The sequence below is a fragment of the Streptococcus porcinus genome (genome assembly GCF_901542335.1).
Classification (GTDB): Bacteria; Bacillota; Bacilli; order Lactobacillales; family Streptococcaceae; genus Streptococcus; species Streptococcus porcinus_A.
Map to the genome: position 1 here is coordinate 1556006 of NZ_LR594036.1, position 15196 is coordinate 1571201.

The window sequence follows — 15196 nt, forward strand, 5'->3', positions numbered from 1 at the left end:
TGCGGAAGTATTGTTAAATTTCCCAAAAAAAAGTAAAATAGATAAGTATATTAAAATTTAAAGGAAAAATACATTGAAACTTAAATTAAATCGCATATTATTTTCTACTATGGCACTATCGGTCCTCTTTACTTTAACAGGTTGTGTCGGTAGAGATAAACAAGGTAATCCTACAGGCATTATCTGGGATATCCTCGGAAAACCAATGTCTCACTTTATTGAGTATTTCGCTAATCATATGAGCTTGGGGTTCGGACTTGCTATTATTATAGTCACCATTATCGTTCGAACTATTATTTTACCCTTAGGACTTTATCAAGCAAAGAAGGCTAGCTACCAGTCTGAGAAAATGGCTTACTTAAAACCCGTTTTTGATCCAATCAATCAACGCGTTAAAAATGCTACTACTCAAGAAGAAAAATTTGCTGCACAGTCTGAATTGATGGCTGCGCAAAAAGAAAATGGGATTAATATGCTTGGTGGCATGGGATGTCTACCGTTACTTATTCAAATGCCTTTCTTCTCTGCCATGTACTTCGCAGCCTTACACACTAAAGGTATTTCAACTAGTCACTTTTTAGGTATTGACCTTGGGAGTAAGAGCCTTATTCTAACTGCCATTATTGCAGTTCTATACTTCTTCCAATCTTGGTTGTCTATGCAAGCTGTTGCTGAAGAACAACGTGCACAAATGAAAACCATGATGTATACCATGCCAATCATGATGATTTTTATGACTATGACTTTACCCGCCGGTGTTGGTCTTTATTGGTTAGTTGGTGGATTCTTCAGTATTATTCAACAGTTAATAACCACGTACTTCATTAAACCAAAACTCCGTCAACAAATTGAAGAAGAATTCAAAAATAATCCACCTAAAGTTGGAAAAGTAAGCAATGTTCGTAAAGACGTAACACCTTCTAAAGATAAAACTAACAAGAATATTCCTAAAAGTACGTCTTCACCAAAAAACCGCAATGCAGGTAAACAAAAAAGACGTTAATAATATGACATAAACTAAAGCCATCACTCAATAAAGTGATGGCTTTTTAGGCTAGATAAAATAAAAAAGCGCTGCATCAACAGCCACCTTCTTATTTGGTTTTTTCAACGCTTACGATTTCAACTTCATAAGTCGTCGCAGGTGATACAATTTGAGCTTTATCACCTTTCTTTTTGCCTATCAAAGCTTGAGCAATTGGACTTTCGTTTGAGATTTTGCCAGAAAAAATATCTGCACCTGCGGAACCTACAATATGATAGGTATCTTTATCGTTTGTTCCAACTTCTTGGACAACTACTGTTTTACCGATAGCAACTTCATCTTTTGCAACCGCATCACTGTCAATAATCTCAGCAAAGCGAATTTTAGTTTCTAAAGTTGAAATTTGTCCTTCAACAAAAGCCTGTTCATCTTTTGCTGCATCGTATTCTGAGTTCTCTGATAGGTCTCCATAGGATCTTGCAATTTTAATGCGTTCAACTACTTCTGGACGACGAACTAATTTTAATTCTTCTAATTCTTTTTCAAGTTGTTCTTTTTCAATTTCAGTCATTGGATAAGTTTTTTCAGCCATTTCGTTTCTCTTTTCTTTTTTAGGATTTCGCAAAATACAAACATGATGCTTAAAGCATCATGTTTGTATTTTACTGAATTTGCTTGTTAACATATTTTTCAACATTTGCTGAATGTTGTTCATAGGTTTTTGCGTAGAAGACTTCACCTGTTTTAACATTGGCAACAAAGTATAAATAATCAGTATTAGCAGGTTTAACCGTTGCGTCAATTGCAGAAAGTCCTGGACTATCTACAGGGCCTGGCATGAGACCAGTATTGGTATAAACATTATAAGGGGATTTAATCGTTGTGTCAATGCCAGCATCTTCAGCAAGAGTTGTTTTATCTCCCAACTTATTCATGGCATAAAGAATAGCAATATTAGATTGCAAAGCCATACCATTTTGTAAGCGATTATAGAAAACACTTGCTATATCACGACGATCTTCATCCGTTGAGCCTTCTTTTTCCACCAGTGAAGCGAGCGTTAGAACTTCATTTACCGTTTTACCACTTGACTCTATTCCACTATAATAAGGAGCCATTGTGGCATCGGTCGTTGCTAACATCTCTTCAATTAAGGCTTTTACATCCGTTTCTTTATAATAATCATAAGTAGCTGGGAATAAGTAGCCTTCTAACTGATACACTGCATCAGCTTTTTTAGGAAGGCTAGATAAAAGTCTTGGGTACTTTTTAACCATGGCTTTGATAAAATTATCATCTTGGATAGTATCTAAAAACTCTTGTGACTTAAAGGGTGTTTTGTCTTTTCTTGATTTGGTATTGACATTATCAGTTATTGCTTTACTTATCTGTTTGATGGTATAACCTTCTGGGATAAGTACCTTACCCAAAGCTGGTTTAGTTGGTTTATCTGTCCCACCTTTTTGCAATGATTTAGCAATCTCATCTAAAGACATACTCTTTTGAAGGTTGTAGTAACCACTTTGAAAATTTGAGAAGTTTTTAAATTTAGTATAAAAATTGAAAACTGTTCCACTTTTAATTAGACCTTTTTCTTCCAAGACTTGCCCAATTAGCTTATTCCCTGAACCAGCTGGAATTTCAACTTGGACATACTTCGTATCGTTTTTATCAACTGGGTTAATGGCATTATAGATAAAAATAGAACCTATCAAGGCTACTAAAGCAATAATCAAAATAATTGATGAAATGACAACCAATGATATCTTTTTGGCAACACGATCTCTATGTTGGCGCTTGTTAGTGCTTCTTCTCACAGAACCTCCTTTTTTAGAAGCCTCTATCTGATCTGCTTCTAAAGCACTTTTAGAGTCCTCAGCTTCTAAAGGAGTGCTAGTATTCTCAGTAGTGTTTTTAGTTTCAAAATAATCGACATCTCGATCAGAAGACTCTACCATTGTATCTGACCCTGTTCCAATCTCTGGTTGGTCAAGGATAGTAATAGGCGTAAAGGGAATGGTTTCAGAGACATCATTTCTTTGGCTATGAAATACTTTTTCAGAGTCCTTATAAAGACTTTCCGATGTCCATTTTGGGCTTAAAGATTCATGACTCTCAGTTTCTGATGGAGCTGACGATCTTGCTATTTCATCTTGGTAATTTTTGTAGAGTGCAACCGTTTTTTGCCTTGCTTCAGCGACTTCTCTCTCTTTTTGTTTTATCTCTTCTGCTTTCAAGTCTTGATGATGAAGAAGTTCTTCTTCTTTTTCTTTGCGAATTTGATTGGCTTTTTCTAACTCAGCTAAAATATGCTCTTTAAAGCTCTTTTCTTTCTGAGACTGTTGCCCATCATCTTTAATATCGGTCAAAGCAAGTCCTCCTAAACGTAATCAATCGCAATTATAACCCAAAAAGCTGATAAAAGCAATTATTTCCCATAATTGTTGCTCATTTTTAACACTTTTTGTTTTTTTAAGTCAGACGTTCCAAACCATTTGATACCAAATACCCCCGCCATGCTTTGAAGCTGATAAACCAGTATTTTTGAAGCCATTCATCTCATAGTAAGGAATCAAGTAATCGTGACAAGTTAAGACAATTCCCTCACGCTTTTGCGCTACAACCAAATCTTTAAGAGCAGCGATCAAAGCTGTCCCCACCCCTTGTTTTTGGTAATTTGGCGCCACAGAGAGGCTTGTAACAGCAATATAACCACCTGTTTTAGGATTTTTTTGACTACCGTGAAATAGATGATCTTCTAACTGAGCTTTTGCAACAACCGGTCCTTCAATATAGCCAGCAATTTGATGATCAAGCAGTGCTACTAAAAAAGTATCGGGGTTCACTTGCGTTCTAGCTATAATCACCTCTGGAGATGCTGCTTCCTCAGGTGAAAAATTGGCACTTTCTATTGCATGAATAAATGGCCAGTCTTTTTCTGTAACATGTCTAATTAGCATTGTATCCCTTTCTAGCAGAAAACCTGCCATAGGCAGGATTTTCTATTGATTGTTATGAGTTAAATTTGCTAAGAGCTCTTCAAAAGAACGTTCATAAAGTTGAATATCACCAGCTCCCATAAAAACATAAACAGCATTATCATGGTTCAACAATGGTGACACATTTTCCACGGTTACGACTTCTGCCGGTTTGACAATTCTAGCCGCTAGATCTTCAACTTTAACTTCACCTTTATCAATTTCACGCGCCGAGCCATAAATCTGAGCTAGATAAACACTGTCAGCTTCATTTAGAGCTTGAGCAAAATCATCTAGCAAAGCAATTGTCCGCGTAAAAGTATGAGGCTGGAAGATAGCTACAATTTCTTTACTTGGGTACTTTTGTCGAGCTGCATCAATGGTCGCAACGATTTCAGTTGGATGATGGGCAAAATCATCAATAATAATGGTATCGTTAATAACTTTTTCCGTAAAACGACGTTTAACACCAGAAAAAGTCACCATATGTTTTGCCACTAAGTCCATATCAACTCCAGCAATATAAAGGTTTGCAATAACTGCGGTCGCATTCAAGATATTATGCCGACCATAAGCTGGAACATGAAACTGACCGATTACCTGATTATCATGTTTCACTTTAAAGTCAGAACCGTTCGTTGTACGGATAATGTCAAATGCTATAAAGTCATTTTTTTCTTCAAATCCATAATAATATATAGGCGCAGAAGATGTGATTTTTTTCAATTCCTCATCTTCACCATACACAAATAGAGCTTTTTGGACATGTTTCGCATAATCGTTAAAGGCTGAGAACACATCTTCTATCCCCGTAAAATAATCCGGGTGATCAAAATCAATATTAGTGATGATTGAATATTCTGGATAATATGGCATAAAATGACGTTCGTACTCATCTGATTCAAAGACAAAGTATTGCGCATTTGCAGAGCCTCGACCCGTACCATCACCAATCAAATAAGAAGTATTTGTAATATTCTTCAAAACATGAGCAAGAAGACCAGTTGTCGAGGTTTTTCCGTGAGCTCCCGCGACACCAAAACTGATAAACTGTTTCATAAATTCACCCAAGAACTCATGGTAACGTTTGAAAGGAATATTTTGGGCGATCGCATAAGCTAGTTCTTCATTGTTATCTTCACGGAAAGCATTACCAGCGATAATCTCCATTCCCTCTGAAATATTATCTTTACTAAATGGTTTAATTTCAATTCCAGCTTTCTCTAGACCACGTTGAGTAAAATAGTATCTTTCTACATCACTTCCTTGAACCTCATGTCCCATTTGATGTAACATGAGAGCTAAGGCACTCATACCTGATCCCTTGATACCAATAAAATAATAGCTTTTTGACGACATTTTAACTCCTTTATTTTTTAAACGCACAAACAGTTGCCTTAATGGAACTCATCAAATCTGGTTAAGTTTAGTTCTTGAGCGATTGTTCTTTCTTTTTGAAGGCGGTTTTCTTTATTGTTATAAATCTGACTTCGTTTTAAAAAGTCATAGTTATTTTTCTTACCAGTCTTTAAGTTACTGTGTTGAGGCTCCTTATACTGCTTCGGTATTTCTGCCAAAATGTAAGTATCTTGCTCTAATTTCTCGGTCAAATGACTCCACTTCGTATTTGGCCGTCTGATCACGCTCTTGGTCTGGACCTTAGGCTTATCATTTGAAGACCTATGATAATTTGACTTGCTGGCGTTACTGTAAGACATTTCCTTAGCCAAATAAGCTTGACGCTTTTCCTTAAGGTCTTTTCGGGCACGTTTACGAGCTTCTTCTGCATAATGACGCCCTTCGTCAATAGTTTGAGAACGATTTGAGGGTGTCATTTCTGGTTTTGAAGGGTTTGCAAAATTAAAATCACGCGTAACATCATCATAATCTTTATCTTGATAATAACCACGAATATTTGTAATCAAATCTTCATTTTCATACAAATGCATGTGATGACTTTCTTCGATGATTGGTTCCCCATCAGCAACCAATGGAAATTGACGTTTCCTCATTGACATTCCCTTCCTTCTTGTAACTCTCCCTATTATAAACTAATTACAACCATTTTTCAAAAGATTCCTCTAATAGCAGGCCGAAAAAGAAAGAATTTATAGTATTTTTCTATTTTTTTAATGTTTTCAAAAAAGAAACCTGAAAATTTTAAAATTTTCAGGCACCTCCTTTTGAATTTGAATATTTTCGGCTAATCTCCTCTAAAACTGAAATAAGCAAAGTTGATCTATCGTTTGCAACTATGACCTTAATCTAATTATTATCGATTCAAACCGAGAATCTCTTTTATCTCATCAATAGTCATGCTAGCTCTACTTTCGTTACCATCAAGAACAGTCGTTACTAAATTTTTTTTACTTTCTTGTAAGGCTAGGATTTTTTCTTCAATTGTTCCACGTGTAATGAGACGATAAACTTCTACATTATCTTCTTGACCAATTCTATGAGCTCTGCTAATAGCTTGCATCTCTACTGCCGGATTCCACCATAAATCAATAAGGACAACCGTATCAGCGCCAGTTAAATTGAGGCCTACACCACCAGCTTTAAGAGAAATCAAAAAGACATCTTTAGAGCCATTATTAAAAGCACGCGTCATTTCTTGTCTTGCATCAGCAGGTGTTGAGCCAGTGATTTTATAAGAGCTTAAATCAAGAGAAGAAAGTTCTTGCTCTACAATATCTAACATACCACGAAATTGAGAGAAAATCAGAGCTCGATGCCCATTCTCTTTAATTTGTAAAAGAAGTGTCCTAAGACTCTCTAATTTACCACTCTCTCCCTGATACTCCATAAAGAGACTGGGGGTATCACAAATTTGACGCAAACGTGTAATTCCAGATAGGATTTCAATTTTTTGTCTATTAATATCAGAATCAGAAGCATTTCGGATACGTTCTTGCATTTGACGTAATTGAGCTAAATAAATAGCTTTCTGATTATCAGACATTTCATTTGAGTAGGTTATTTCAATCAAATCCGGTAATTCAGGCAAGACATCTTCTTTTTTACGCCTTAAAACAAAGGGGTGAATATGTCGTGAAACTTCTTGTGCTTCCATTTTAAGAAAGGTTTTTTTAGAAGGCAATAAACCTGGGAGAACAATTTGGAAAATAGACCATATTTCCAACAGCTTATTTTCAATTGGAGTTCCAGAAAGGGCAAAACAATTTGCCACATTAAAAGTTCGTAACTTTTGTGCAATCTTGGTTTGAGCATTTTTAATCACTTGGGCTTCATCTAAAATTAAGTAATCATAATGTATTTCTTGGTAGAGCTCAAAGTCTTGTCTAAAGGAGGAATAAGAAGTAATAGTAACTTGGTGTTCCTCTAAAATGGTCTGGTCTCTTTTTGCTTTCAAGCCATAAGAAACAACTACATCAATATGAGGGGAAAATTTTTGAAATTCATCCTGCCAATTATACAGAAGGCTAGACGGAGAAAGAATTAAAACTTTAGTATTCTTCGTTAATTTTGTAGTTAAAAAAGCAATGGTCTGTAGTGTTTTTCCCAATCCCATATCATCAGCTAGAATACCACCAAAGCCATATTTGTCTAACATGGATAACCATTTAATACCCAATAACTGATAATCTCGCACAACCGCATCTATCTCTAGCTCAGGCAGATGATACCTTTCTGGATCATTTAAATCTGCTACTAGCTCTTCTAATTCTTGTGAAAAATGCACATTATCCATTTCAGAAAAAGCCTGAGATAATTGTAAAGCTGATATTCCTTCCACTTGAAGGTGTCCATCTGCTACTTGCTTAGCTCTTAATTCTTGTAAGGATTGACTAATTTTTTGGGTTTCCTCATCAAAAATCACTAGCTTTCCTTGATCACTAATAAAATAAGTATCGTTATTAAAAAGTGCCTTAAGGGCATCGTTAATATCTGCTTCAACAACTTGAGAAAAATCAAAAGAGATATCTAATAGACCACCATTTCTTGTAATGTTAACTTGTGGTCGCTCGGAAAATTTTAAAGCTTGAACTTCATCTGATAAAATCACCTCACCTAATTCCTGAAAATAAGGCAATGCTTCTGAAAAAAAACTATAAAGATCCTGTGGATTACGGATCGTTTTTTGAGATAGGAATTGCCCTTCAAAGCCATAATGGTTTAAAGCACGGTATAGCTTTTCTTCTTTTTTGTAATTACTAGCAAAGGGAAGTTGATCACATGCTTGCTTACTGGTCACTTGGAAGTTCCCAAAATCAAAGGTAAGACGAGAAATAATCCTATTATCACCTGACAAATCAAAGTTAAAGACAGCTTTGAAATCCCTAATCTGAAAGCTTTTTGGTGCCTTTACCTGGCCAATTTCTTGAAAATCTAATAGGCTGGCTGCTAACTTAGCTTGATCATCTAAATCAAACTGAATATGTTTAGCTAAATCTGATTGAATTGGTAGACTGCGAATAGCTCCGACTATTTTCCGCTGTTTTAAACTTAAGTGATAAAATGTATCTTGATATAAAATGTACTCATTATCAAATAAAAAATGCATGTCTTTCTCATTAATTTGGAGAGAAATAAATTTGCGATGAACTTCAACAATAAATTGAAATAAACCCGCAGATGCATCTAAAGGTTTGACATACATGTGATTATAAGTCTGCTGTGAGCCTTCAAAAGTAAAGTCATATAAATCAGTCATTAAGTATAAACCTTCTTCAAAAAGACCACTTGGCAGAAAGAGATGCCGTGCATGATTAGGAAAGATTTGAGCATTTTCACTCTTATCCCAACTTGGTGCTAAGCGCCATAAAAATTGAATTAACTCTTGACTAGCTTGATCAAATTGTATGAGTGATAAAGGCTCATAGTAATTTTTCCCAATCTGATAAAAACCTTCTCGTTGAATCAGTCCTAAAAAGCCTTTAATATCGCGAATCACATAGGACCTGTCATCGGGCAGACGATTAATTTTTAATGACCACCAGTAATCCGATGAAAAAGGGCTAGGGCTAGCTGAAGCAGAAAGTCTAAATTTAAGACTATCGTCCTCATTCATTTTTAAATTATCTAAAAAAAGACTACCAAAGGAGGTCATTTTCTGCCTTTTTTCCTTAGACTCCGTTTGATGGTGCCATTTTTCAGAAAGGACTTTTCCTTGCTCACTATTTTTCAAAAAATATTCTAAAGCAGCCAAGTGCTGACAATATTTTTTGGATTGAAAAAAAGGACATGTACAAGAGACCGATGAGTCATCAATACCATATGTAACTTTTTCCCCATCTACAGTAGCCTCTATCAAGCTATCTTCTTCATGATTAATACTTACCAGTCCTTGATCATAAAGGTCAATTCCTTGATTACGAACCCGACCCGGAATTAGTCTTACCATAATTTTCCCACCTTTTTGATTATCCCTTTATTATACCAAATTCCCAGCTATATTACTTGCATTTTTCTTTATTCTTGATTCTTTGGAAAATAGCAGAGCAAAAAAGATTAGGCACTAAGCCTAATCCAAATTTAGAATTATAAAGTCAATTATAACAGGAACTGATAACAGTCCCCCATCTAAAAAATGACTAACTACAGTAAGAAACAACTGACTTTACTTACGCTTACGCGCAATCAGATGAATCGGTGTCCCCTCAAAAGTAAAAGCCGCACGGATTTGATTTTCTAAGAAACGTAGGTAAGAAAAGTGCATCAACTCTTCCTCATTAACAAAAATAACAAAAGTTGGAGGTTTTACAGATACCTGAGTCGCATAGAAAATTTTAAGACGCTTCCCTTTATCTGTCGGTGTTGGATTAATTGCAATAGCATCCATAATAACATCATTGAGAACCGCTGAAGGAATACGACGATTTTGTGAATCACTGATACGCTTAATTAATTCTGGTAATTTATTTAAGCGTTGCTTAGTCAAGGCAGAAACAAAAATGATTGGAGCATAACTTAAAAATTGGAATTGATCACGAATGTCCTCTTCCCATTTTGAAACGGTATGGTTATCCTTTGCAATGGTATCCCACTTATTAACGACAATAATCATCCCCTTACCAGCTTCATGAGCAAAGCCAGCAATTCGTTTATCGTACTCTCGAATGCCTTCCTCAGCATTGATGACCATTAAAACAACATCTGAACGATCAATAGCACGCATAGCACGCATAACAGAATATTTTTCTGTATTTTCATAGACTTTACCCGATTTACGCATACCTGCAGTATCTATCATAGTAAATTCCTGACCCTCGCTATCTGTAAAGCTCGTATCAATAGCATCTCTAGTTGTTCCAGCCACGGGACTTGCAATAACACGGTCTTCTCCTAAAATAGCATTGATTAAACTCGATTTTCCTACATTAGGACGTCCAATCAAACTAAATCGGATGATATTTTCATTATCTTCGACTTCTTCGACGGGTAAATTCTCTACAATGGCATCTAAGACATCTCCAGTACCAATACCATGAACAGATGATAGCGGATAAGGGTCCCCCAAACCAAGTGAATAAAAATCATAAATATCATTACGCATTTCTGGATTATCCACTTTATTAATAGCTAAGATAACTGGTTTATGAGTGCGATAGAGCATTTTAGCAACATACTCATCAGCATCAGTAACACCTTCTTTACCAGAGACTACAAAAACAATAACATCCGCTTCGTCCATTGCAATTTGAGCCTGATGTTTAATTTGTTCCATAAAAGGAGCATCGACATCGTCAATCCCACCAGTATCAATCAATGAAAATTTGCGGTTCAACCATTCTCCGGTTGTATAGATACGATCACGTGTTACGCCTTCAACATCTTCAACGATGGAAATACGTTCCCCTGCAATTCGGTTAAATAATGTGGACTTGCCAACATTCGGGCGTCCAACAATGGCAACTGTAGGTAAAGCCATGATTCTCCTTTATACTTGTAATGTTTCCATTATCAATTTCTCTTTAATTAGTTTTTTTAACAATTAACGGCGGTTAGCTCCTTCAAGGTGGAATTCTTGCGCTAAGTAGCGGACTCTTTCCATTACACGCTTAGCCTGCCAAGTTTCATCATTTCCCTTGATATTCGCCCATTTCCGCTCCAAATCAGTCAAGCTATAATTAGAAGTGAAAAAAGTTGGCAACTCCTCTAACATACGGTATTGCAAGATCACTTGCAACACCTCATCACGTACCCAAGAGGTTGCTTGTTCTGCCCCTATATCATCTAGAATCAGTACTGGAACATTTTTTATAGCATCGATTTCATCTTTTACAGAACCTGATGAAATGGCATTTTTGACATCAATGGTAAAAGTCGGAAAATGAAGCAAAGTTGTTGAAACGCCCTTACGTTCTGATAATTCTCTAGCCATAGCTGCCATAAAATAGGATTTTCCAATACCCATGTCACCATATAGGTATAAACCTTTTTGACTTACATTAGGATATTGCTCAACAAAATCAAGAATCTTAGATAAAGCTTGCATACGACTAGCATTATTGACATCAATATCTGTCATGTTGATATTACGATAAGATTTAGGTAAATTGACCAAATTAATACGATCTGAAATGGCAGCTTTTTCCTTAGCTTCAACCAATTCTTTTGTTTCTTGATAAGAAACGTCTGCATAACCTTCGTTCATAACCAATATTGGTGCGTAGCCTTTGGCAATATATGAATGATCACCTGTTTGGTACTTTTGACGCTCAAGTAAAAATTGATTAAATTTGGATAAACTTAAAGTTATTTCGTCTTGATTCAGACCTTGAGAAGTGATAAAAGCTGCAACTTCTGGATCTGCCAAAATCCTTTCAATTAATTGATTAGAATCTACACGGTTAAGCTTTCCTAATTTTTCCATAGTATTTCCAATTTTTTCCATCTACTCACCACCTTTTTTCAATTTTTCTAAGCGTTTTAAGGCCTCTGCTTTGAATTTATCAAGTTGCTCTTGCTCCTCAGCACTTGTCGTTTCTTGATAATCTGGATTACTCCATTGAGGAACATTTGTTTTAGATGCTTTTGCTTTGGCAGTAGTTGGTTTGCCTTTACGATCTTCAAATGCACGCATCTTTAGGATAGCTTCTTCGGCATTTGCCACTCCTTGGTACGAAAAATCGTTGGCAACTTTCAACAAATAATTTTTCTGAAGATTAGCTGAATTGGTTTTATTAAAGGTATATAAAACCATGATATTAATAACTTCATCCAAAAAATCCATTTGGGCTAATCTTATGAGAAGATTTTTTTCATCCTCAGTCACCGTTGCTCTTTTAGCTTTTTTTATTTTTTCTAAAAATAACTGAGCCTTGTCTTTTTTTGCTTCACGAATAATAATGTGTTCTGCCTGAGTAAACTCTTCTGATTTTGAGGGTTGGGTCAGCATTTGTTTTTTCTGAGCAATCATCCGATTTGGTGAGATTTTCCCACTCACAGCTGTTGCCTTGGCTAATTGATACGTATCAAACCATGTCATTTTATATTCTTCGGCGATACTATAAAGTCTTACAACATCTTCATTTTCATTAGTAAACTGCAAGCCATCACGAGTCATCAATTGTTGAAAGCTATCTAAATCAAAAACTATCTTATTTTTCTTAGATTTCAGAGTTACGTCAAGATCTGCTGGTGCTTTTCCAAACACATCTGAAAATTTTTTTGAAATATCTCTAGCTTGATTTGGAATGGTAACCTCCAACTCAGACAGAGCTAGTTCTCCAATTTTCTGTTCCAGTAAACGTTTATAAATTGGATTAATCAAAAAATCTTCTAACTCCAAAGCTGGTTGCAATTTAATAAGATAATGGTTGACCTCTTGGTACAAAACTACTAAGTCAAGTGCTGTGAGGACAACCAAAGCTTCTTCTAAACGTGACATCCCAAATTGCAAATGATTGAGAATTTCACTATATTTATGTTCACGTTTCCCATCGTCAAAAAAATGTGTTAAATACTGATAAACCACTAAAGCATCACTACCAATAATGGGATAATAAAGCTGAATTAAACTGTTGGCATTATAAGAAACCTTATTCCGTTTCAGATAATAGTAGGTATCAATAGGTTTCATCTGTCACATTACTCTTTTTCTTCCCACGAACACGGGATGTGATTTGTTGCAGCAGCGCTTCAATCTCATCAACATCTTTAAAGCTTTTATAGACACTGGCAAAACGAACATAAGTAATCTCATCTAGTTCAGCTAACTCTTCCATCACCAAATTACCAATAGAGGTACTTGACACTTCGTTCTCATAATCAGCTCTAACTTTTTGCTCAATTCTAGAAATCAAATTTTCGATATCAGTACTTGAAACTGGGCGTTTTTGAGCACTTTGAACCACACCATTTAGGATTTTATCCCGGGAAAATTGCTCTCTTGTCCCGTCTTTTTTAATGACTAAAAGTGGGAGTTCTTCTAAGCGCTCAAAAGTAGTAAAACGTGTATGACATTTTTCACACTCTCTTCGACGTCTAATCGTATTACCGTCTTCAGCTTGTCGGCTATCGATAACACTGGATTTATTATAATTACACTTTGGACAACGCACGCAAACACCCCAATTCTATCAAATTAATCTAGTATCCTATTTTATCATAAATTATAAGATAACAAAAGTATCTGTCCCACTATTATATAGGTATATAGGCCTTTAAAGTTAGAGAAAACATAAAACGAGCTATCTTAACGATAACCCGCTTACGACAATTTTTATTTTTCACAACTAACTCATCCATTTCTGAAAAATTGTTTTAAGAAGAGAAGTCCTTGAGTTAGTCTGCTAATGGTATGTAAATGATAAAGGTTGAGCCTTTGTTCAGCTCACTCTTAACTTCCATCTTCAAATCGTAACCTTCTACAATTTGTTCTAGAATTGATAAGCCAATACCTAAACCAGCCTGAGTACTAGTCCGGTTTCGAGATTTGTCGCTACGATAAAAACGTTCAAAAATATGCTTAATATCTTCATTAGAGATCCCTTCACCTCGGTCAGAAACTTTTACAATAGCTTGTTTACCATCAGTCTCTAAGTCAAGAGAAATCTTCTTTTCAACCCGAGAGTACTTAATGGCATTATCAATCAGAATCATTAGAGCCTGCTCGAAATGATTTTTATAGATACAAGCAAGGGTCTCTTTTGTTCTTGGTTCCCAATTGAAAATAAAGTCTTCTCTCAGAACACGGAAATTCCCAATAACGGTTTCAATTGAAGCCTCTAAAACCATTGTATCCTTTTGATGACCTTCAAAACTTCCTTGAACTCGTATCATATCTAACATATCATTAATCATAATTGCCATACGATCCGCTTCGTGTGCCGTTGCTGAAAGACTCTCCTCTAAAATCTCTTCATCTTCCTTCCCCCAACGTTGTAGCAGTCCAATATGCCCTTTAATAATAGCAACTGGAGTACGAAGCTCGTGACTTACATCACTGATGAACCGAGACTGTAGCTTCGTATAACTTTCAACTTTATCTAACATGGTATCAAAGATTCCTGATAATTCTTCGATTTCATCTCCAGACCTAATCCGCGATCTTAGATTTAGATTATTTGGATTTTCAGAAATATTTCGCATGACATCATGAAGATTGTTTAAAGGTTCAAGAAATTTCCGCGTTGAAATATAAATAATGACATATGCCAGACTAGTGCCAAACAATTCCACAAAAATCAACCATAAGAGCAAGCGAGCTCTAATAACATAGTAGTCTTCTAAATCTTGATAAATTTGAACGTAACCGACTAGTTTGCCACTGCGATTCGAGTAAACCTTTTTGATAAGAGAGAACCCTCGGTACTCTCCTTCAACTTCATCTTTAAAAACTTTATTCAATGGACCAACTAAGTCATAGGAAAATTCAGATTCATCAGTCGTGAAAATCATTTTTTTATCTGTATTATAGATATAAATTTCTTGTTTGGTATCTAAAATATTCGTCAAGTCACGACGACTTCGAATCAGTTCAAGTCCTTTTTCAGATGCAATCTTTAAATTTGCTTTATGATTTGTATAGAGTACATTTGCTAAATTATCAAATGAAAAATTAGAGTTCACCTTGGACAGACGAACTCTAACTAAATCACTAGTATGAGTGATTGCTTGGGTTTCTTTTTTTACTAAAAAATAATCAGTAGAATAGTAAGCAACCATTGTAAATGCAGAAAAAATACAGAAAAACAAAACAAAGAATAAGCTAGACAAGCGTTTAGGTAATGATCTTTTATATTTTCTTACTTTCCGATTTTTCATA

At 35.6% G+C, this 15196-nt stretch carries 12 protein-coding genes; 1 reads left to right on the forward strand and 11 read right to left on the reverse strand.

Going from position 1 to position 15196, the window contains the following annotated elements; genetic code table 11:
* The first annotated feature begins 73 nt into the window (after nt 1–73).
* Nucleotides 74–1003: a membrane protein insertase YidC gene (gene yidC / locus FGK96_RS07515; RefSeq protein WP_138082768.1), complete on the forward strand. Its 930-nt coding sequence runs from the start codon at nt 74–76 to the stop codon at nt 1001–1003.
* Nucleotides 1004–1094: 91 nt separating this feature from the next.
* Here yidC and greA read toward each other — a convergent pair whose 3' ends face one another.
* The 11 genes from greA to FGK96_RS07570 form a co-directional block, all read right to left on the reverse strand.
* Nucleotides 1095–1577, reverse strand: a complete 483-nt coding sequence (gene greA / locus FGK96_RS07520; RefSeq protein WP_003083977.1) for a transcription elongation factor GreA — start codon at nt 1575–1577, stop codon at nt 1095–1097.
* A 70-nt stretch (nt 1578–1647) separates the two neighbouring features.
* Complete coding sequence (gene mltG, locus FGK96_RS07525) at nt 1648–3354, reverse strand: endolytic transglycosylase MltG (protein WP_138082770.1); 1707 nt, start codon at nt 3352–3354, stop codon at nt 1648–1650.
* Between the two features lie 108 nt (nt 3355–3462).
* Nucleotides 3463–3945: a GNAT family N-acetyltransferase gene (locus FGK96_RS07530; RefSeq protein ID WP_172601614.1), complete on the reverse strand. Its 483-nt coding sequence runs from the start codon at nt 3943–3945 to the stop codon at nt 3463–3465.
* A 42-nt stretch (nt 3946–3987) separates the two neighbouring features.
* Nucleotides 3988–5322: a UDP-N-acetylmuramate--L-alanine ligase gene (gene murC / locus FGK96_RS07535; RefSeq protein WP_138082774.1), complete on the reverse strand. Its 1335-nt coding sequence runs from the start codon at nt 5320–5322 to the stop codon at nt 3988–3990.
* A gap of 38 nt (nt 5323–5360) precedes the next feature.
* Entirely contained in the window at nt 5361–5975 is a 615-nt protein-coding gene (locus FGK96_RS07540) for a hypothetical protein (RefSeq protein WP_138083517.1), read from the reverse strand.
* A 260-nt stretch (nt 5976–6235) separates the two neighbouring features.
* Nucleotides 6236–9328: a DEAD/DEAH box helicase gene (locus tag FGK96_RS07545; RefSeq protein WP_138082776.1), complete on the reverse strand. Its 3093-nt coding sequence runs from the start codon at nt 9326–9328 to the stop codon at nt 6236–6238.
* Between the two features lie 216 nt (nt 9329–9544).
* Nucleotides 9545–10855, reverse strand: a complete 1311-nt coding sequence (gene der, locus FGK96_RS07550; RefSeq protein ID WP_138082778.1) for a ribosome biogenesis GTPase Der — start codon at nt 10853–10855, stop codon at nt 9545–9547.
* A 63-nt stretch (nt 10856–10918) separates the two neighbouring features.
* Nucleotides 10919–11821, reverse strand: a complete 903-nt coding sequence (gene dnaI, locus FGK96_RS07555; protein ID WP_138082780.1) for a primosomal protein DnaI — start codon at nt 11819–11821, stop codon at nt 10919–10921.
* Nucleotides 11822–13009, reverse strand: a complete 1188-nt coding sequence (locus FGK96_RS07560; RefSeq protein ID WP_138082782.1) for a DnaD domain protein — start codon at nt 13007–13009, stop codon at nt 11822–11824.
* Complete coding sequence (gene nrdR, locus FGK96_RS07565; protein ID WP_003084743.1) at nt 12996–13490, reverse strand: transcriptional regulator NrdR; 495 nt, start codon at nt 13488–13490, stop codon at nt 12996–12998. Before nrdR ends, FGK96_RS07560 begins: the two co-directional genes overlap by 14 nt.
* 223 nt (nt 13491–13713) lie before the next feature.
* On the reverse strand, nt 13714–15195 hold the full coding sequence (locus tag FGK96_RS07570) for a HAMP domain-containing sensor histidine kinase (RefSeq protein ID WP_138082784.1): 1482 nt from the start codon (nt 15193–15195) through the stop codon (nt 13714–13716).
* Between the last annotated feature and the right edge of the window lies 1 nt (nt 15196).